The following is a 20,415-nucleotide window of genomic DNA, read 5'->3' as shown; positions in this document are numbered from 1 at the left end:
TTATTTTCGTGATTTAATTTAATTTAATTTTTATTAATCGCAATACCGGGTTTTATCTGTCATTGATAGGTTGCGCATCAGACTGATAGCCCTATTAAATTCATGAGAGATATCAGGGCTAGTGGGGGTAGGGCTGTGTTTTAGCTTGAGCAGGTGGGTATACCTCCGCTATGCGCAAGGTGTAGATCATGGTGGCGTTGGGGGGAACTTTCGGTGGGTAGCCTTTCTCTCCGTAAGCCTGTTCAGGAGGAACCACCAGGGTCATCGTACCGTGGTTTTTCAGCAACGAAATTGCCTCTTTAAACAACGGTGGGAAATCCGCCACCGGCTGCGACAGCGTGGCACCAGTCGCTTCCATATCTTGCACCACTGTGCCGTCGACCAGCGTTTCTTTTACCACGACACCCACCGAGGCGATAGCGGGGATCTGTGCATCACCCGCATAGTCGATACGGTACCAGAACCCGGACGATGCCCGGTGAACGCGCTTATCTTTCTTGAACTCCCCTAGATAGGCCGCGCCTTTTTGCCGTTGGGTTGCGCTGATTTTTTCTCTTGCGGATACCATCTTTTCCTCGGCGGCGGCCAGGGTGTTATTGAGTTCATCATCCGACAACATCCGCTTGCCCGCAAAGGCATCTGCAATGCCAGCCAAGAGCATTCCCTTCTCCGATCTCACTCCCCAACGCTGCCGTTCTTCCTGCATTTGCAGAATTTCCTCTCCTAGTGAAATGCCTGCGGCGTAATCCTCACGCGGCTGTGCACCTTTGAGCGCATCGGCCGTCACCAGACGGGGGCTTCGCGTTTGCAAAGAAGCCATGTCGGCTCGCGTATCTGCCAGTTTCTTGACGGTATCATCCAACTCGGTTTGCATCAGTTGGCGCTGCGACTGCAATTCAGCCTGTTGCTCCCGCTGTGCCGCGTCGCGCTTTTCTGCTTCCAGCAGCAAATTTTTTTGCTGGTTAGCTGCCGCTGATAAGGCCTGGTTTTCTGCTTTTGCTTTGGATAACTGTTGCTGTAATACCGCCCGATCCTGATCCCACCGCTGCTGTATCTGTACCAGGTTGACTTTTGCCTGACGCTCTGTCGGGGTCATCCCCAGCGCCTGGCGCAAGCTTTGCGCCAGTTGGGATAGCGCGGCCCAATCCGGCGTTGCCGTTGCCGTTACGGCGTTTTGCCGCAGACGGGTTATCTGTAATTTTAGCTGGGCTATTTCCGTGCGCTGTTGCTGGATCGCCTTATCCTTCATTCGCCAGGATTCGCGCTGTGCTGGCGGTTTGTTGTCGGGCTTACCTTTCTCGGCGCTTGGGGTTGGGCGTTTTTCGGTGCGAGGATGATTCCGCGCGGCAGGGGCTTTTTCTGCCGGGTAGCCTTTGTCGCTGTATTGCTCGGCAAACTGCAGCAAAGCCGGAATATCGGCATTACCCTTGCTTGGCGCCGATGAAGCCGCTGGCAGCATCATCCCCCCAGCCAGGCAGGCCAAAAAACGGTAGGTCAGCCGTTTCCAGGCGATCATTTTATCGCACCACCGCGTTTCGCCAGTTCGGTAAGCAATGCCTGATTAATCTCGGCGCATTGATAGCTCACCTGATAACGATAGAGGGCATCAACGGTCTCTTGCGTGCGCTCGTTGACCTGAGTGCGCACACCGGCATATTGCGAAGCGCCGGACATCAGGTTGTCGAACACCTGTTTTTTAGTCGGGTAATCTGCCGTTTTCAGCGTCCCCAGTGCGTTTAAATTCTGTTGGCACTGCTTTAAATCCTGGGTTTCACGCTTGACCTTTTCATCCTGCAACGTGCTGGCCGAGGCGGTTTTTATCTGCGGCGTTTTGGTGGACTGGCAACCGCTGACCAACAGTACGCCCATCAATACCGCCGTGATGGTTAGAGAAGAATGGCTCATGTTCAATTTCCTTTTCTCGGTTGGTGGTGGGTTAATCCACCCTGGATCATCCAATGGAGCAGCTCACTGGTTCGTTTAAAGTTCAACTTTTTCATCGCCGCGCGTTTGTGCGAGCTTATGGTCTTCTCCTTAATGCCCAAGATGCTGGCTACGCCGGCATGTGTTTTTCCCTGCTTGAGTTGATGCAGAACTTCTTGTTCACGCGGTGTGAGTGGGGCATGAAGCAAGGTCGCTGAAGTAGGTGGTGATTTTACCGGTGCTCTCTGTAGAGAAATTAAGAGGTTTTCCATGAGCTGCAGGATTAGGTTCACCGATTGATGTCGATAAAGGATGTTGGATTTATTAGCGTTGCGGTATAAGTGCTGCAAATGTGCATCTTTCCTTTCCGCGATGGCGATATACAACGGCTTACTGTTACCGCTGCATGTCAGGGTGCAGGGAGAGATGAACGTTCCACAGCGTATTGCCTGAAATACAATGTCGGTTGTTTTCTCTATCTTTTTTTCGAAGAGAACCTCCATTTTATGACTCGTGTTTTTTAGATGCATGGACAGAGCCATTGTTAATCCCTTGGCATAAAATTTATCATCGTCAATAATGACAATTCTCAATGTCTCATTCCTATTTAGATTTTTTGTTTTTTCCATCTTGCTCATTCTCGGGAAATATTCTTAACTTTTTGATAAATTATGGTGTATCTCGAATTTTTGTGTTGGTAATACGTCGCCGGTTTATTTTGAATGCGTGTCGTTCTTGGCTATCCTGAGTGGAACAGCTGCATCGGTAACGCTATAAAATAACTGACAATTCGCGGCGTGCGCAATTTAATAAAATTAACTGGCGTTTAAGAGTGATAAGTTCTGATTTTTATTGCCTTTTAGATCGTTAATTGGTCATTTTTTTGAAATTAATTATTTAATTATTGGTGTTGCTGTATGGGATGCGGTGCGGCTTAATCATGCATGCAATGCATGATTAAGCCTTAAGTGAAATTAATCTTTTTCTAGTGCGCAAACAAAATGAGGATTTGATAGTCCTTTGATAAGGTATAAATTATTGTTTAATTTTTTTGTTTCCATGTAGAACACTACGCCAGGTGTTTCTGGTAGTACGTATTTTTCCCATAGGGCCTCAGGGACATTATCTATTGGGCGGCGCTCTTGCCGATCTATCGTGGTTTTTGTGAGCCCTGTAAAATCGGATTTTCTCATAGTGATGAAAATTCGCCTGGCAATAACATAATTTTTATCTTCCCCTTTCAACGACCCTACAGCGATTAACTCACTACTTCCTTCATGAGCGGTAATTATGTTGATGTCCATGTTGAGCACTAAGGGATGCCCATCCTTTGAGAATATGTTTGAATTTACATGGGTGTTACAGCGAAATGGCTTCCAATTTGAATGGTTAAGGTAAAGAAAAATGCCACCCAAGATGATGAGGGCCAGTGCCGAGAAAAAGATAACAATTCTGTTCATTTTAGCCTACTTAACCTGCTTGAAGTTATCACATTTTTTATAGCTCATATCATTGCTCTTGGTGCAAACTGCCATAAAATTAACTTTAAGTAACTCATTCGCAGGCCGTGCTTCCATATAGTAAATATCGAGGTTAGTTTGTGAACAATCTATCGCTTCTTCAGCCAGCATTTTTCGAGCATGTTCTAATTGCTCTGGCCCCTCCTTGCCTTCATCCAGAGTATAGATACGACATTTAGCCTGAATCCCGATGAGCGCATGTTGTTCATGCTTGCTCAATATGCTCCATGCGAACACTGTAGCGGTGACACTCAACACAAGCAGAAATGACAATATCCGCACATTCATTTTACGTAATGGCTTTTTTGAATTGACGAGCGAATCACTCATGATGATATCTTCTACCGCTACCTTTTCATTTACTGGCGGCAGTGGCGCAATATCTTCCGCCAGAGGTGGTTCTTTTGGCGGTTTGGTTTCCGGATGGATTTCTGCATCCATCTTGAACCCTATACGTGGCACCGTAAGCAGAATATCTTTACTTACTCCGAGCGCTTCAAAGGCTTTTCTCAGCTCACTGATATGGTTGCTTAACGTAGCACTGGATGGAGAGAAGCCAAAATCCTCCCAGACATGTTTGATCAGTGTTTCACGCGTTAACTCCATTTTATTATTCTTTATCAACTCGGATAACAACCGCGTAGCGGGGTTAGATAACCCTATTGCTAATTGACTGTTGTTTCTAAGCACCAGCAATCTACTTTCCGGATCGAAAACCAGTGTCAAATTTATTATATATTTCATAAGGATACCTCAATAACCCTAGTGCGTAATCTTTAAAATAGCCTTCGGTAAGATTAGTCTTATTTGGATTTTAATAGAATCTATGGGAGGTCGATGGCGGCAGTCAACTACTTCTGAATAAATTAATTTCAGTCAGGGATGGCTTTGAAATTAAAGAGGTTTTATCGTTTAATTTTCATTGCGTAGTTGTTGTTATACTCTAATAATTATTGTTTTTTTGTTTTGTTTTGGTGTTTTTATCTAATTATATTCAATTAAACAGATTATGTATCTTTTTTGTTTGGTTGTCTATACCATTGTTTCCAGTTGCCGGTAGCTATGACGTGGTGCGGTGGAAGGAAAGATAGACTCATTCCTGCGTACTGGGTTTTATGATTTCGAATAAATGGCGACTTTTTACAAAAAGGGAATAGTCCCTAACCAAGGATAAAGTGGAAATGAAACTGAATAAGATTATGATGGCGGCCGTATTGGCTTTCGGCACTATTTCTGGTGTGCAAGCTGCTGACCAAGGGCACGGTAAAGTGACCTTCACGGGTTCTATTATTGATGCGCCTTGCTCTATTACTCCAGAGTCTATTGACCAGACAGTTGAGCTGGGCCAGATCTCTAAGGTGGCTTTACTCAGCGGGGGGAAATCTACCCCGCGTAATTTCTCGATCGATCTGGAGAACTGCACGTTCGGTTCACCTGCCACCAAAAATAAGGTGCAGGTAACCTTTACAGGTATGGAATCTGCGGCTAAAAATGGCCTTCTGGGGATTACCGGCACGGCTAAAGGCGCCAGTGTAGCCATCACTCAGGCTGATGGTGAAATCATCAAACTGGGCGAGCCAACTAAAGAGCAAACATTGCAGGACGGTAATAACACGCTGAGTTTCGCCGCCTACATGCAGGGCGATACCGCTTCTTCCGCGTCTATTACTGAAGGTGAATTCCAGGCGGTGGCCGATTTTACTCTGGCTTATAACTAAAAGCTCACTCCACATAAAGTAAGTGTTTTCTCTGTATGTGTATATATGCATGCGGTATCCCCGCATGCCTTTTTGACAATATTACAAAGTATGGAGCACGTTTTATGAGGCTGCATAATACCGCTGTTGTAGTGTTTTCTTGCCTGTTTTCCTTTCCTGTGGTCTCTGTTTTTGCCGATGAGCACATTGCCGGATGGGGGCGGGTAAATATGCAAGGATCCATCATCGACACCGCTTGTGCTATTGCTGTTGACAGCCGAGAACAAACCATTGATATGGGGGTTTTACCCTTATCCGATATTATTCGCGATGGGCAGGGCCGCAGCCAACCTTTTTCCATTGATTTGGTTAACTGCATCACTGAACGCCCGGGAAAGGAAGGCTGGAGGAAATTTCAGGTTACTTTTGATGGTGAAGCTCATGGCGGGTTATTTGGTGTTAACGGGGATGCCTCCGGTGTGGCGCTGCGAATCATCGATACCCAGGGTAATGTCGCAATACCGGGCAAGGCTATGCCGCCAATGGATATTATTCCCGGCGACAGTCAATTGAATTACGCCATGAGATTGGTAGCCAATAATCATGCGTTGAAAGCGGGCGATTATTTATCATCTATTCGATTTAAACTGGACTATTTTTAAATTCCTTCTGGAAGAGCGCTGTTTTTCGCTTCGCGCAATGGATTTATTTATACTAATAAGGTAATGGCATGGAGTTTTCTTCGCTTGGAAAAATTGCGCCTCTGCATTCGTTAGGATTTTTTATTTCCCTTGCGCTGGGTACTTCAGTGATAAGCGCCCATGCTGCCGATAATATTCAGTTCAATACAGATGTACTGGATGTCAACGATCGGAAAAACATCGATCTGAGCCAATTCTCGCGCAGTGGCTACATTATGCCGGGGACCTACGGCATGGTGGTGCACGTTAATAAGAATGGTTTGCAGGAGCAACAGATCGCATTTTATGCGCCTGAGGGGGACCCAAACGGCAGTCGCGCCTGCCTCAACCCCGAATTGGTGCAACAACTAGGATTTAAACCCGGCGTGCTGAAAGACCTGACCTGGTGGCGCGAGGGAGAGTGTCTTAACGAGACCAGCGTACAGGGAATGGAAGTGCGTGGCGATCTGCCCACGTCCTCTCTTTACCTGAGCATTCCTCAGGCTTATTTGGAGTACAGCGACGAGAACTGGGATCCGCCGTCTCGCTGGGATGAGGGCATTCCAGGGTTGCTCTTCGATTACAACGTCAACGCACGTAGTCAGCATCAGCAGCGGGACGGATCGCGTGGTTATAGCCTCAGCGGCAACGGTACGGCGGGTGCCAACCTGGGGGCATGGCGTTTGCGTGCCGATTGGCAGGCAAATCTTGACCATCAGACAGGGAGCGGACAACCGACCAATAAGCAACTGGACTGGAGCCGGTATTACGCCTATCGGGCAATACCGGCGCTGCGCTCGAAGCTGACGCTGGGTGAAAACTATCTGGACTCAGGTATGTTCGACAGCTTCCGCTTCACCGGGGCGAGCCTGGTATCGGACGACAGCATGCTGCCCCCTAGTCTGCGCGGTTATGCGCCGGAAGTGGTGGGGGTAGCGAAAACGAACGCCAAAGTGGTTATCAGCCAGCAGGGACGTGTGCTGTCCGAGACCACGGTTGCTGCAGGGCCATTTCGCATTCAGGACATCAACGATGCGGTCAGCGGCGAGCTGAACGTCCGGGTGGAAGAGCAGGACGGTGGCGTGCAGGAGTTTGTGGTGAATACCGCGAATATCCCCTATCTGACACGGCCAGGTTCGGTGCGCTTCAAGCTGGCGACGGGTAAACCGTCAGACTGGCAGCACCATTCGCGTGGCCCACTGTTCGGCACCGGCGAATTTTCCTGGGGTGTCAGCAACGGTTGGTCGCTGTATGGCGGTGTGCTGGCGGGCGGCGACTACAACGCGCTGTCATTGGGTATCGGCCGTGACCTGATGGCGTTGGGAGCACTGTCATTTGACGCCACCCAGTCGCGGGCGCGGTTGCCACAGGAAGAGGGCACGTTGAGCGGCGGTTCGTATCGCCTCAGTTACTCAAAGAACTTCGACGAATACGATAGCCAGGTAACCTTTGCCGGCTATCGCTTCTCAGAGCAGAACTTTATGAGCATGAGCGAGTATCTGGACGCGCGTTATTACGGTACCCGAACGGGGAATGGCAAGGAGATGTACACCATTACCTTCAACAAGCACTTTCGCGACTGGGGGCTGAGCACCTATCTCAATTACAGCCACGAGACGTATTGGGACCGGCCGGCCAACGACCGCTACAACCTGACGTTGTCGCGTTATTTCGACGTGGGCCGGTTCCGCAACCTGAGCCTATCGCTGTCGGCGTACCGTAATGAATACAACGGGACGAAAGACGATGGGGCCTACCTTTCACTGTCGATGCCGTGGGGGGATAACTCGACGGTGAGCTACAACACCACGGTGAACCGCGACGACACCACGCATCAGGTGGGCTATTACGACCGGATTGATGAGCATAACAACTACCAGTTGCGGGCCGGCAGTTCGCGCAGCGGGGTGAATGTGAACGGGTATTACAACCATGAAGGCGATAAGGCGCGTATGAGCGCTAACGCCAGTTATCAGGAAAACCGTTACAGCGCCTTCGGGATGTCGATGCAGGGCGGCATGACGATGACGGCGAACGGCGGGGCGCTGCATCGGGCCGGGGTGCCGGGCGGCACCCGCATGCTGATTGACACGCAGGGGGTGGCGGACGTGCCGGTGCGGGGCTATGGCAACACCACCAACACCAATGCCTGGGGCAAGGCGGTCATCGGGGACGTGAACAGCTATTACCGCAACAGGGCGAGTATCGATGTGAACAAACTCGGTGATAACGCCGAAGCCACGAAGTCGGTGGTGCAGGCCACGCTCACCGAAGGCGCTATCGGTTACCGCCAGTTCGACGTGATTGCCGGCGAGAAGGCGATGGCGGTCATCAAACTGGCCGACGGCAGTGAACCCCCATTCGGCGCCACGGTGATGAACGCCCGCAAGCAGGAGACGGGTATCGTCAATGACGGCGGCAGTGTTTACCTGAGCGGCCTTAACGCCGGCGATGCCATGACGGTGCACTGGAACGGCGGCGCGCAGTGTGAGGTGCGCATGCCAACGCCGCTGCCGGCAGATATGCTGATGAATACGCTGCTGTTGCCGTGTCATCCGCTGGGGGCGCGCACAGAGCCTGACGCGCGGACGCAGGGCGTGCCAGTGGTTGCGCCCGAGCCGGAACCGGCTTCGTAACTGCTGCGCCGAGGGATAACACGGCGTGCAGATTTAACCCAAATGCTATGAGGGCCGCTACGGCCAGGAATGAAAACATGCGAAAGAGCGAATTGAACATTAAACAACATCACGAGGGCCGTCCGGTTGCGTCCAGGCGGAAAAAGGCCCTGACGACGGCGGCAGTGGCCGGTGCCCTGCTCGCGGCCTTGTTGGCCCAGCAGGCTCAGGCGGCGATAGCGCTGGACCGCACGCGGATTATTTTCGATGGTAGCCAAAAATCGGTGAGCCTGAGCGTCAGCAACCAAAACAAGCAATTGCCTTACCTGGCGCAGGGCTGGATTGAAGACGACAAGGGCAACAAAATCCAGAGCCCCCTCACGGTACTGCCGCCGGTTCAGCGCATCGAGCCGGGCAAACCGAGCCAGGTGAAAATCCAGGCACTGCCGGTGGCGAAGGCGCTGCCGCAGGATCGCGAGACGGTCTATTACTTCAACCTGCGGGAAATTCCGCCGAAGAGCACCAAGCCGAATACGCTGCAAATTGCGTTGCAGACACGTATCAAGCTGTTCTACCGCCCGGCCGCCATTGCGATGGACAAAAATGCGCCGCCGCCGCAGGAACAGCTGACCCTGAGCAAACAAGGCAACAAGTATGTGGTCAACAATCCGACGGCGTATTACGTCACGCTGGTTGATGCCGCCACCAAAAAAGACGGTGCGGGGATCAAAAACTTCGAGCCGATGATGGTGCCGCCAAAGGGCAATTTGCCGTTGACGGTGAGTGCGACTGAGGCAGGTAACAGCCCGGTGCTGACCTACGTTAACGACTATGGCGGCCGGCCGCAGCTGAGCTTCAGTTGCTCTGGCAGCACATGCACGGTGATACCGGCGAAGAAAGCGTAGCAGAGCACGGTCTTGCGGTGCGTGCACCGGTCAAGCGAAGGGAGACAAGAATATGGGCATGACACATGAGACGGGCAGACACCGACGGGGCCTGTGTGGAGCGATTGAGCTGAAGTATTACGGCGCGTTGTTCGGATTGATGCTGATGGCCCCGATAACGCTGGGGACAGCGGTGTGGTTGTTGCCACCGGCGCAGGCTGCGGTGGACAACTGGGATGTTGAAGGCGCCAACGGCACCCTGTACGTTCATGGGGCGTTAACCGAGAGCGCATGTCGGCTGGAGATGACCAGCGCCCACCAGGATATCGCACTCGGTGAGACGGGGGCGGGGCGCCTGAGAACGGTTGGCGCGCGCGGCGAACCGATTCGATTCGAGCTGCGTTTGGAGGATTGTCTGCGAAGCCCGGCCGGTAGCCGCGATGAGCGTACCGGCGGCCTGACCTGGGCGGACAATCAGCCGGCGGTAACGGTGAGTTTCCGTGCGACGCGTGACGCCGATAACCCGCAGTTGGTGAAGGTGCAGGGCGTCTCGGGGCTCGGGTTGCGTATGGAAAACGCGCAAGGTGAAGACGTTCGCCTGGGCAGCCGTGGCCAGCCGCTGTTGCTGACGCCGGGGCAGAATACGCTAAGCTACACGATAACCCCGGAACGCACTCCCGCCACTCTGATGGCAGGCAGCTATCGGGCCGTAGTGGATTTTCATCTGAGCTATGACTGAGGCGGCCGCAATGAATGGGATCGTAACGCTGCCGAGAGCGCTGGCAGGTGTGCTGACGGCCTTGCCGATGCTGGTTTTTGCAGCCCCCTCGGCCACGGTCACCGTCAAGGTCACCGTGGTGGCACCACCGCCTTGCGTGATAAACGATGGCCGGCCGATTGAAGTGGAGTTCGGCGATGTGATGACCACCCGGGTGGATGGCGACAATTACAAGATGCCGGTCAATTACACGCTGTCGTGCACCGGGGACACCGCGAATGCGATGAAACTGCAGATAAAAGGCAATGGTGCCGCGTTTGACGCGAAGGTGTTGCAGACCAATAAAACCGGGCTGGGTATAGAACTGCGTCAGGGCGGCAACAAACTGGCAGTCAACAAGTGGCTACATTTCAGCTACCCAAACAAGCCAGAATTGTGGGCGATCCCGGTGAAACAAGTTGGTACGACCCTGACGGGAGGGGAGTTTAGCGCAGGGGCCACAATGGCCGTGGATTACCAGTAACGGGAGAGGAGTATGTGCAGAACACTAAAAGTCCTGTTGCTGAGCTGTGGCCTGATAGGGGGCGTTGCCCCGGTGCAGGCAAAGGACGGTGAAGCAGACATGACGTTTCACGGCACCCTGATAGAGCCGCCGCCCTGCACCATCAACGACGGTAACCAGGTGGAGGTCGATTTCGGCGAGCGGGTAGGCATCAATAAAGTAGATGGCGAGAATTACCGGCAGGGATTGAACTACCAAATCACCTGTGACAGCGCCGCTGGCGGTAGTTGGGCGTTAACGTTAAGCCTGAAAGGCAGTGCGGCAGGGTTCGACCGTGAAGCCTTACTGACGAACAAAGGCAGTCTCGGTATTCGGGTGTACCAGAACGATAAACCCTTCACTCCAAATAGCACGATGAAGATAAACCTGGCCAACCCGCCGCGCTTGGAGGCGGTACCGATAAAACAAGCGGGCGCCACGCTGACCGAAGGGACCTTTGAGGCCTGGGCCACGCTGCGTGCCGACTATGAATAAGGAGCGTGACATGAAAAGGAAATCGGACTGGTGGCAGCACACTGGGGAGGTGCATTCTCGGGTGGCCGCTCTGTTGTTGGTACCGATGTTGATGGCCGCGCCGCTATCGGCCCTAGCCGCTGGTGACAATAACCTGTACCTGCATGGCGCTCTGGTCGCGGAGCCCTGCGTAATACCGCCGGGTGATGAAGAAATCACGCTGGATTTTGGCACCATCATCGACAAGTACCTGTACCTGAACACGCGCACTTTGGGGCAAGCATTCGAGATACACTTGGAGGAATGCGACCTGACGCTGGGCAAGACGGTGAGCGTAACCTTTACCGGTACGGAAAACCGCTCCTTGCCGGGCCTGCTGGCCATTGGTGGCGGCAGTGAGGCCACGGGGATTGCAATCGGGTTTGAGACGCCGTCGGCTAAACCCCTTCCGCTCAATACCCAGAGTGACAAGTCCCTGTTGCAAGACGGGGGTAACATCATTGCGCTGAGAGCTTATGTCCAAGGCGAGCCCTTAGCGATAGCCGACAAGACGATTGGTCGGGGTGCGTTCAGTGCAGTTGCCACCTTTAACCTGGAATATGAGTAAGGACATCAAACCGGCAGTGATAAACACCCAGACTGAAAATAGTGCCGCGCAGGACTGGGATAGGGCGTATCCGGGGTTATTCCCGGCATATCTTAAAGCATCAGGTAGTAGGGCAATTACATTGGCATATCGAGGATGCGGTTTGCCGGAGCTTATACCTGCAATGGCTTTATTACAGCATTGAAGACGGCGGTGAAATACATACCCCTGAAAAAGGTATTTGTCGCGGCAGCGCACTGAGTCCGCTGGTTGGCGGCAGTATATTGCGGCATGTTGACCATTATTTTTCGACGCGCGAGGAACTGTTGTACGCCCGGTATATGGATGACTTTGTTTTCTTCACCAAAACGCGTTGGCATTTACGTAAAACGATCAAATCGTTGTATGAGTTTTTCGATTTGGGTGGTTTTGATATTCACCTGGATAAAACACAACTGGGGAAAATTGAAAATGGCTTTGACTGGCTGGGGAAATGGTATGCCCCCGAAGGGCCCCGGATAGCCCCGAGAGCAATAGAGAACCATCGGGCACATATTGCACGGCTTTATGAGCAGGCACGTTTGAGGAAGCTGTCGAAGGCAGAGACCGATAACCGTGTGCGGAAATATGAAATCCGGTGGATGACATGGGCAAAGCACCACCTGATGAAAGCAGGGTGATTGCCTGTATTATCAAAAAATGTATAGGAAATACCATGCGATTACTTCGTCCCGCCACTCTTACGCTCCTCCTCGGTACTACATCATCCGTGTGTTCAGCGCCCTACCCAGTGGTCACGTCCATGCAGACTACCATTACAAGTCCTACCTCCGCAAACTACTATGTTGTGTATGAAGTCCGCGATGTTCCTAGCGCTGAACAAATGGTACCGCCCGGGTGGCTGGTTGGGTCGGCCCACCGTCACGACGCGTTCCCCGGTGGAAGTGACATTGCAGCCATGCCGACTTGGTCCGAGATGTGCCGCGACGTTGCAAGTTGTACTACGATCGCCGTACCGGGGGACACTATGTCTTCCGCCGCCATGCGCGCATTCTCGTCGATTGGGCCCTCGGCGTCGGGGATAGTGGGACATGGTGGGAAGGGGAACGGGGGGGAGTGTGTTGGGTTCATCGCAATTCCGCGCGGAAACGCCCCATGGTCCCAAGCGATCTATCCGCCCGGGTCCTGTGTGTACGCGCCACCCGGCCGTGAGTGGTGCGAATTCGTGACTCCGGGAGTCGTACTCGACCACGGGACCATATCAGTTGGGGACACAGCACCATCCCAAGTGACGGCATCCGTTCCTGTCAACTGTACGGCGCCCATGACCATACGCCTCTCGCTGGGCTCGGATGTACTCGCCCTCGGTAAAGGGGTCGAGAGTCGTGTCTCAGTACCGGAGGCGGGGGGCGGGGGTAAAGTGGTGCTCCATGCTGGCGACAATCCAATAACACTGCAAAGTGACCTGTCCCTCACGGGGGCGGATGCCGGGACGTACAGCGCCGCGACTGTCCTGTATATCCAATACCTATAGTGGATGATCGAGGCCCTGTGCCGTAGTGCGACAGGGACTCTCATGGTTGTACAGTCCGCCGACCAATCGATGCGCAGGTGCGAACGGATTGCTGGCCGATGTCCTGACCAGGGCGCTCCGCGCGCGTATGACCCTGATCCCGCCGCATTCTCGGTGTCGCACATGCATGCGTCGTTCTACACATGCGTAAAAACTGGTCGAGATACCGTCTTCTGAACTAGAGTGGCGGCATACGGATGACGAAAACCTACCGGTGAGAGGGGCTGGGTTGCTGACCTCAGCATTAGTGGATCAAATCTCGGGTCATTGCTGGCACCATAAGAGCTTCGTGTCACTAACGGTGCGAAAGTGATCCATATCCGACGCCTGAAATCAGATCCAGGGGTTAATCTGCTCTCCTGATTCGGGAGAGCTTATGGTCACTTTTGAGACAGTTATGGAAATTAAAATCCTGCACAAGCAGGGTATGAGCAGTTGGGCGATCGCCAGGGAACTGGGTATCTCCCGTAACACCGTAAAGCGTTATTTGCGGGCGCAGTCTGAGCCGCCGAAATACACGCCACGTCCTGCCGTCGCTTCACTTCTGGATGAATACCGAGACTATGTTCGCCAGCGAATCGCTGATGCTCACCCTTATAAAATCTCGGCGACGGTTATCGCCCGCGAGATCATGGCGCAGGGCTATCGTGGTGGCATGACCATCCTGAGAGAGTTCATACGTTCACTCGCCACACCTCAGGAACAAGAGTCTGTTATCCGCTTCGAAACCGAGCCCGGACGGCAGATGCAGGTTGACTGGGGTACCATGCGTAACAGCAAATCGCCGCTTCACGTATTCGTTGCCGTTCTGGGATACAGTCGAATGCTGTACATCGAGTTCACTGACAACATGCGTTACGACACGCTGGAAGCCTGCCACCGCAATGCGTTCAGCTTCTTCGGCGGTGTGCCGCAGGAAGTGCTGTACGACAATATGAAAACAGTGGTACTGCAGCGTGACGCATACCAGACCGGCCAGCACCGGTTCCATCCATCTCTCTGGCAGTTCGGCAAAGAGATGGGCTTCTCCCCACGGCTGTGTCGTCCCTTCAGGGCACAGACTAAAGGCAAGGTGGAGCGGATGGTGCAGTACACCCGCAACAGCTTCTACATCCCGCTAATGACGCGCCTGCGCCCGATGGGGATCACCGTTGACGTTGAAACAGCCAACCGCTACGGCCTGCGCTGGTTGCACGATGTAGCGAACCAACGGAAACATGAAACTATCCAGACCCGCCCCTGTGATCGCTGGATCGAGGAACAGCAGTCCATGCTGGCCCTGCCGCCGGAGAAAAAACAGTATGACGTGCAGGTAGACGAAAGCCTGGTGACCTTCGACAGACAGCCACTGCATCATCCGCTGTCTATCTATGATACGTTCAGCAGAGGAGTCGCATGATGGTCGAGCTGCAACATCAACGGCTGATGGTACTTGCTGAACAGTTGCAACTGGACAGCCTTATCAGTGCTGCCCCTGCGCTGTCACAACAGGCTGTGGATCAGGAATGGAGCTATATGGACTTCCTGGAGCATCTGCTTCATGAGGAAAAACTGGCGCGCCATCAGCGTAAACAGGCGATGTACACCCGGATGGCGGCCTTCCCGGCGGTGAAAACGTTCGAAGAGTATGACTTCACCTTCGCCACCGGCGCACCACAGAAGCAAATCCAGTCGCTGCGTTCACTCAGCTTCATCGAGCGCAACGAAAACATCGTGTTGCTGGGGCCGTCTGGTGTGGGGAAAACGCACCTGGCGATAGCCATGGGCTACGAAGCGGTACGGGCGGGTATCAAGGTACGCTTCACAACAGCAGCGGATCTGTTGCTTCAGCTGTCTACAGCGCAACGCCAGGGCCGCTATAAAACAACGCTTCACCGTGGCGTGATGGCGCCGAAACTGCTCATCATCGATGAAATAGGCTATCTGCCGTTCAGCCAGGAAGAAGCAAAACTGTTCTTCCAGGTCATCGCCAAACGTTACGAGAAGAGCGCGATGATCCTGACATCTAACCTGCCGTTCGGGCAGTGGGATCAAACGTTCGCCGGTGATGCGGCGCTAACATCCGCGATGCTGGACCGGATCTTACACCACTCACATGTTGTTCAGATCAAAGGAGAGAGCTATCGACTTAAACAGAAAAGAAAGGCCGGGGTTATCGCTGAAGCTAATCCTGAGTAAAACGGTGGATCAATATTAGGCCGTCGGTGGAGATGTAAGTGGATCACTTTTTACCCGTTGTTGACAGCTTCGCTGGCACGCTTGCGCGAAAGGATCGGGGATTTAAAAGGTCCGACATGGTGCCAGCGAAGGACAAATCTATTTTGGGCTACGGTTCAGCCGCAGTTCGTTCATAATGCTCAGGGATGAGGGCTGGCGCGACGAGCGCCAACGTATTTACCGTCATTACTGTGGGATACATCTGTAGTTGCGTCTCAAAAGGCCGCGCCGCAGTAAAGTCTGCGGCGACGACGACAGCCACAGGGCTTATATCTGAACCTCCGCCTTGGGCATAGTTTTGCTGGTGCGTTGTTTTTCGGGCGCAGACTGCGGCACTGGATTTGGGGAAAAATGCTGGACGGTGGGTGATGAAAGAGGCATCAAGTCGACTTTTCACGTCCATGAACACCGAGGAACAACTCTATGATGGAGTCCTTCAACGGCTGGCTGAGGCCCACAACGTCTTAACGGGAAGTGGTTCGTGCTCTGGTTCTTCCAACGGTGCAAATTGAGGCTAGGCGCATAACACTATAATCAGAGTCGTCCCCATTCTGCACTGGACTGTATACCACCCTCCGAATTTGCCGGTTGCCATTATATGCAGCCAGACTGAAGCCGGTTATTCCTGATTATGAATGGATCACATACATGGAGCGGGTCAGGGCACATGCATTCTATTTTGTTAATTCGTCGCCATTTTTCTTTTGACTATGTTTGTGCGTGAGTCCGGCGTCGGGACGGTTTGTCATGCTAAGCGCCCGTTCGACAGATTCAGAAGGGTGATGTTTTGGTGCTCAGTGACGCATAGCGATCTCCTCGTAATCATATCCCGAAGCTCCCTAAAAGTGAACGGTAATGCATAGTTTGAACTAACTCTTAACTGTGTAATTGCATGATTTATTGAGAGAAAGATTAATGATGACTACTGTGACGTGTTTTTCGATAAATCTTTTTTATGTCCGTACGGCTTTGTTGAATAAATCGAACTTTTAGATGATTGACGGATCTGAACGCTACAGTTGTTTTAGCCTCAGGTCCCTATGGCAAAGCAAAAGTTTAAAATCACCAACTGGCCAGATTACAACAACGCACTCAGGCAGCGCGGTTCTCTAACAGTCTGCCATTGCCGCATGGGTTGACAGTGCACAGCGTGAAGGTCGTGGCCGACCGCTTCACTACACTGATATGGCTATTACCACGGCCCTGATGATGAAGCGCGTATTCAACTTGTCGCTTCGGGCTTTACAGGGCTTTGTTGACTCGATTTTTAAACTGATGGTTTTGCCGTTACGCTGCCCGGATTATTCTCTGGTCAGCAAACGGGCAAAGAGCATCGGCATAAAAACACCAACCCGTGGTGAAATCTCGCATTTGGTCATTGATACTACCGGTCTGAAGGTCTATGGCGAAGGCGAATGGAAAGCCAGGCAGCATGAGTCTGACAGACGAAGGGTGTGGCGCAAGCTTCATCTGGCCGCAGACAGTGCAACGCACGAGATTACCTGTGCCGATTTATCGCTCATCCCGGAGGGAACCATCCTGTCGCCTCACTTTGATTTATTCAACAAAGCCTGTCCGTACCGATTTGTAGAAGTTGAGTATAAATTGTTCATGGTGGTGTTTGCGTATAGCATGGTGTATAAAATTAAATTCCTTAATAAAAAATATATTATATATGAACGATATAGGTGTTGTTTTTTACTCCTGTGATCTTCCGCCAATCAATATCTCCCAACCTCCTCTGTGATTGTCGGCTCCGGTAGAGTGAGTTTGCTTCTTTCGCTTTGTGTTAGTGCAGCTTGCGTGGGTAGAAGAAACGTTCATGAAGAAGGACTATGAGGCAGTAAGCCGTTGACGTAAAAACCGCTTACGCGGCCTTTTTATTTCTGAGAAACAGGGCAAGCAGATACAGGGCGCCCAGCGGCAGGGCCATGACATAACAGAATGCATAATACAGGATCAGCACGCCATTTTTGCCTATGGTATCGGCGAACAGTCCGCGGTGCCAAAATTCTTCACTCGTGAACTGCAGGGCGGCCGTTTCAGTGCCTTTTTTAGCACAGGGATACAGTAAAAAGCTCAGGATGGAGAGGATCAACGAAAGTGCGATATTCACCATGTCCTGGAAAGAATAGATGTAATAAAGCGCGATAAAAAAGTAAGTCACGCCCCACGCCTGACTTTTCCAATAATACACTTTGGTCATTTTCGCCTCCCTGCGCATGAGTTCCTTTCTGTTTCGTGCTTGGCGAAATGGAACATCGATGCCATTGCCCGCGCCGCTCGGTTTACCCAAGACGTCTGAGTATGCGCAGGGCTTCGGCAAAATGCCATATTACCGGCTTATCTGGCAGGCGTATTTGGGTTCTGCCGCGAGCGTCTCTTCTCCCCAACCCCTAACCCCCTCACTCCCTCTGCAAAAAGAACTGCTTGATGGTCTGCCGCAGCCAGCGATGCGCCGGATCGCGATCCAGGCGCGGGTGCCAGGCCTGCACGATAAACACCGATTCCAGCTCGAGCGGTAGCTCGATCTCCGCCAACGGCAGGTGGATGTTGCTCACCCCCTGCAGTACGTGGCGCGGCAGCGGCAGGATAAAGTCCGATTTCATGGTCAGCATCATCGCCGAATGGAAGCCCGGCAGGGTCAGGGCGACGTTGCGCTGCAGGCCGAGATCGCGCAGCGCGTCGTCGATCGGCCCCTGCGTGCGCCCACGGCGGGAGACGCTGATATGCGGGTAATGAGTCAGGGTTTCGGGCGTTACCCGGCCGATGATTGGGTGCCCAGGGCGCACCAGCGCCTGAAAGGTGCTGGTGAACAGGCTCTGCGTCTTGATTTCCGGGTGCCAGTCGCGCGAGGAACCGATCACCAGATCCACCTTGCCGCTGCGCAGCGCGTCATCCTCGCCGTCGCTTTCAGCGATAAACTTCAGGCCGCTTAACGGCGCCATGTCCCGCAGCGTCTCCAGCAAGCCGCCCGCCAGCGCGCCGATAAAAATGTCGTTGGCGCGAATGGTGAAGGTTCGGGTCAGCTTGCCGGGTTCGAACGCATCATTCGGTGCGATCAGCGCGGCGGCCTGCTCGATGATCTCGCCGAGCTGGCGTTTCAACTCCAGCGCGCGCGGCGTCGGCACCAGATGCTTGCCGGCCCTGACCATGATCGGATCGTCGAACTGCCGGCGGATGCGCCCCAGAATGCGGCTCATCGCCGGCGCGCTCAGATTCATCTTCTCGGCGGCGCCGCTCACGCTCCCTTCTTCCAGCAGCAGATTCAGCGCATAGATCAGGTTGAAATCAATTTTTTGCGGCATGGCCTCTCCGGTGGTGGTGCGTTCAATGGATTGCGTTTTGTGCAATTAGTTAATTACATCATTTCATTTTAAACAATCGAAATAAGTCCGGATACTGCCCACGACAACAAAGATTGAGGCTGAAACAGCAGGAGTGGGGAATGGTTGAGGTGTCTGTTACGCCGCACCACAAAAATCGGTGGCTCGCCAGCGCCGGCGAAATCAACGGCCGCACCTGGCTGGGATTGTTCGGCGTGTTTTTGGCGGTGATGGCCAGCGGCGTGGGGGAAAACGCCAGCAAGTTCGCGCTGGCGGATATACAGGGCGGCATGCTGCTGAGTTTCGATGCCGGCAGTTGGCTGACCACCTGTTACGTTACCGGCTTTGTGATCGGTTCCGGGTTCACCCCCTGTTTTTGGCCGACCTTTTCGTTGCGCCGGGTGGCGTTGACGATGTGCGGCATTTACCTGGCCGGCGGGCTGCTGACGCCCTGGTTGGGAGAACAGTATGGCGTGTTGCTGGCGGTGCGCAGCCTGCAGGGCTTCGCCGGCGGCGCGTTGCCGCCGATGCTGATGACGGTGGTGCTGCGTTTTATGCCGCCGCTGATCAAGGTGTTGGGGCTGGGCGCCTACGGCTGGGTCTCGGCCTGGAGCGCTACGCTGGGCGCCACCGCCGCCGCTTTCGCCTTTCACTGGGGTTGGAGTGGGTACTTCTACTGGAACCTGCCGCTGATGGCGATTGCCGCTGTGTGTATCGGCTACGGTCTGCCGCAGGATCCTCTGCGGCTGGAGCGCCTGCGGCAGTTCAACTGGCGCGGCCTGCTGCTCGGCGGCATGGCGCTCGGCATGCTGACGGTGGGCATTTCACAGGGGGAGCGGCTCGACTGGCTGAACTCGCCGCTGATCTACGTTTTATTATTGGGCGGCGGCGGATTATTGGCGTTATTTCTGATTAACGAATGGTATCACCCGCTGCCTTTTTTTAATTTGCAGCTATTAAGCAAAAGGAATTTGTCTTTCTCCTTAATTACGCTGGGTGGCGTGCTGTTAATTATGGTGTCGCTGGTCAATATTACGTCGGGATATTTATCCGCGATTCAGGGCTATCGTCAGGAACAAACTTCCGACTTAATGCTGTGGGTGGCGTTGCCGCAATTAATTACGCTGCCGATTGTCGCCATTATTTGCAATACGCCGCGGGTGGATTGCCGCTGGGTACTGGCGATCAGCCTGCTGTTGATGGCCACCGCCTGCGTGCTGGCCGCCCAGCTGACGCCGGAATGGAACGGCGAGACGTTTCGCGTTATCGCGCTGTTGCAGGCGGTCGCGCAACCGATGGCGATCATCCCCCTGCTGATGCAGGCGACCGGTGGGCTGTTACCGACCGACGGGCCGTTTGCGGCGGCCTGGTTTAACGCGGTGAAGGGCTTCGCCGCCACCGCGGCCGGCGGCGCCATCGCGCTGCTCAGCCGACAGCGCGGGGACTATCACGCCGGCACGATCGCCGACGGTTTTGGCTCGGCCTACAGCAGCGCATCGGGGTCGGCGGAGCAGCTGGCGCAGCTTGCCGCCCGGCAGGGCCACGTGCTGGCCAGCGCCGATCTTTATCTGTTGGTTGCCGGCCTGGCGTTATTACTGACCGCGCTGATTTTAGTTATGCCGACCCGTATTTATCCGCCGCGTTCGGTCGCCGCCTGACAT

At 53.4% G+C, this 20,415-nt stretch carries 19 protein-coding genes and 1 pseudogene; 13 read left to right on the top strand and 7 right to left on the bottom strand.

Features of this window, described 5'->3' with window-relative positions; genetic code table 11:
• Nucleotides 1-118 precede the first annotated feature (118 nt).
• The 5 genes from GT753_RS18590 to GT753_RS18570 form a co-directional block, all read right to left on the bottom strand.
• Complete coding sequence (locus tag GT753_RS18590) at nucleotides 119-1,516, bottom strand: FKBP-type peptidyl-prolyl cis-trans isomerase N-terminal domain-containing protein (protein ID WP_238545827.1); 1,398 nt, start codon at nucleotides 1,514-1,516, stop codon at nucleotides 119-121.
• Entirely contained in the window at nucleotides 1,513-1,905 is a 393-nt protein-coding gene (locus tag GT753_RS18585) for a hypothetical protein (RefSeq protein WP_033631438.1), read from the bottom strand. The genes GT753_RS18590 and GT753_RS18585 overlap by 4 nt, the downstream gene beginning before the upstream one ends.
• Nucleotides 1,906-1,907: 2 nt before the next feature.
• Nucleotides 1,908-2,561 carry a response regulator transcription factor gene (locus GT753_RS18580; RefSeq protein ID WP_081877824.1) on the bottom strand — a complete coding sequence of 218 codons (654 nt, stop codon included), beginning with the start codon at nucleotides 2,559-2,561 and terminating at the stop codon, nucleotides 1,908-1,910.
• A gap of 336 nt (nucleotides 2,562-2,897) precedes the next feature.
• Entirely contained in the window at nucleotides 2,898-3,383 is a 486-nt protein-coding gene (locus GT753_RS18575; protein ID WP_072010078.1) for a hypothetical protein, read from the bottom strand.
• Between the two features lie 6 nt (nucleotides 3,384-3,389).
• Nucleotides 3,390-4,187, bottom strand: coding sequence for a winged helix-turn-helix domain-containing protein (locus tag GT753_RS18570; protein WP_033631440.1), 798 nt, complete (start codon nucleotides 4,185-4,187; stop codon nucleotides 3,390-3,392).
• Nucleotides 4,188-4,624: 437 nt separating this feature from the next.
• Here GT753_RS18570 and GT753_RS18565 point away from each other — a divergent pair, with 437 nt between their 5' ends.
• The 12 genes and pseudogenes from GT753_RS18565 to GT753_RS18510 all read left to right on the top strand — a co-directional run.
• Nucleotides 4,625-5,161, top strand: a complete 537-nt coding sequence (locus GT753_RS18565) for a fimbrial protein (RefSeq protein ID WP_033631441.1) — start codon at nucleotides 4,625-4,627, stop codon at nucleotides 5,159-5,161.
• Nucleotides 5,162-5,265: 104 nt separating this feature from the next.
• Nucleotides 5,266-5,802, top strand: a complete 537-nt coding sequence (locus GT753_RS18560; protein WP_033631442.1) for a fimbrial protein — start codon at nucleotides 5,266-5,268, stop codon at nucleotides 5,800-5,802.
• Between the two features lie 68 nt (nucleotides 5,803-5,870).
• On the top strand, nucleotides 5,871-8,456 hold the full coding sequence (locus GT753_RS18555; protein ID WP_033631443.1) for an outer membrane usher protein: 2,586 nt from the start codon (nucleotides 5,871-5,873) through the stop codon (nucleotides 8,454-8,456).
• A 77-nt stretch (nucleotides 8,457-8,533) separates the two neighbouring features.
• A complete protein-coding gene (locus tag GT753_RS18550; RefSeq protein ID WP_081877825.1) occupies nucleotides 8,534-9,340 on the top strand; it encodes a fimbria/pilus periplasmic chaperone in 807 nt (268 codons plus the stop codon).
• Between the two features lie 52 nt (nucleotides 9,341-9,392).
• Nucleotides 9,393-10,058 (top strand): fimbrial protein, encoded by a 666-nt coding sequence (locus GT753_RS18545; RefSeq protein WP_139182605.1) that lies wholly within the window; start codon nucleotides 9,393-9,395, stop codon nucleotides 10,056-10,058.
• 10 nt (nucleotides 10,059-10,068) lie between these two features.
• Nucleotides 10,069-10,560 (top strand): fimbrial protein, encoded by a 492-nt coding sequence (locus GT753_RS18540; protein ID WP_033633520.1) that lies wholly within the window; start codon nucleotides 10,069-10,071, stop codon nucleotides 10,558-10,560.
• 12 nt (nucleotides 10,561-10,572) lie between these two features.
• Nucleotides 10,573-11,073, top strand: a complete 501-nt coding sequence (locus tag GT753_RS18535) for a fimbrial protein (RefSeq protein ID WP_050501213.1) — start codon at nucleotides 10,573-10,575, stop codon at nucleotides 11,071-11,073.
• A gap of 10 nt (nucleotides 11,074-11,083) precedes the next feature.
• Complete coding sequence (locus GT753_RS18530) at nucleotides 11,084-11,659, top strand: fimbrial protein (protein WP_050501214.1); 576 nt, start codon at nucleotides 11,084-11,086, stop codon at nucleotides 11,657-11,659.
• Nucleotides 11,660-11,700: 41 nt separating this feature from the next.
• Nucleotides 11,701-12,318, top strand: a complete 618-nt coding sequence (locus GT753_RS18525) for a reverse transcriptase domain-containing protein (RefSeq protein ID WP_072010079.1) — start codon at nucleotides 11,701-11,703, stop codon at nucleotides 12,316-12,318.
• 1,269 nt (nucleotides 12,319-13,587) lie between these two features.
• The gene (gene istA / locus GT753_RS18520) at nucleotides 13,588-14,610 is read left to right on the top strand and encodes an IS21 family transposase (RefSeq protein WP_033631445.1); all 1,023 of its coding nucleotides are present in this window, start codon (nucleotides 13,588-13,590) and stop codon (nucleotides 14,608-14,610) included.
• On the top strand, nucleotides 14,607-15,389 hold the full coding sequence (istB, locus tag GT753_RS18515; protein ID WP_032666787.1) for an IS21-like element ISSen3 family helper ATPase IstB: 783 nt from the start codon (nucleotides 14,607-14,609) through the stop codon (nucleotides 15,387-15,389). The genes istA and istB overlap by 4 nt, the downstream gene beginning before the upstream one ends.
• Nucleotides 15,390-16,468: 1,079 nt before the next feature.
• Nucleotides 16,469-16,949, top strand: a pseudogene (locus tag GT753_RS18510) (IS5 family transposase); the annotation flags it as partial.
• Nucleotides 16,950-17,295: 346 nt separating this feature from the next.
• Here GT753_RS18510 and GT753_RS18505 read toward each other — a convergent pair.
• Complete coding sequence (locus GT753_RS18505; RefSeq protein WP_004934067.1) at nucleotides 17,296-17,634, bottom strand: colicin E1 family microcin immunity protein; 339 nt, start codon at nucleotides 17,632-17,634, stop codon at nucleotides 17,296-17,298.
• A 199-nt stretch (nucleotides 17,635-17,833) separates the two neighbouring features.
• On the bottom strand, nucleotides 17,834-18,736 hold the full coding sequence (locus tag GT753_RS18500; RefSeq protein ID WP_031299766.1) for a LysR family transcriptional regulator: 903 nt from the start codon (nucleotides 18,734-18,736) through the stop codon (nucleotides 17,834-17,836).
• Nucleotides 18,737-18,876: 140 nt separating this feature from the next.
• On the opposite strand from GT753_RS18500, the gene GT753_RS18495 reads away from it, so the two are divergent.
• Complete coding sequence (locus GT753_RS18495) at nucleotides 18,877-20,412, top strand: MFS transporter (RefSeq protein ID WP_004934074.1); 1,536 nt, start codon at nucleotides 18,877-18,879, stop codon at nucleotides 20,410-20,412.
• Nucleotides 20,413-20,415: the final 3 nt, after the last annotated feature.

The organism is Serratia sp. Z4, assembly GCF_009900725.1.
Lineage (GTDB): Bacteria > Pseudomonadota > Gammaproteobacteria > Enterobacterales > Enterobacteriaceae > Serratia > Serratia nematodiphila.
Note: the sequence above shows the minus strand (reverse complement) of the source record. Positions and strands in the feature narration are given on the sequence as shown.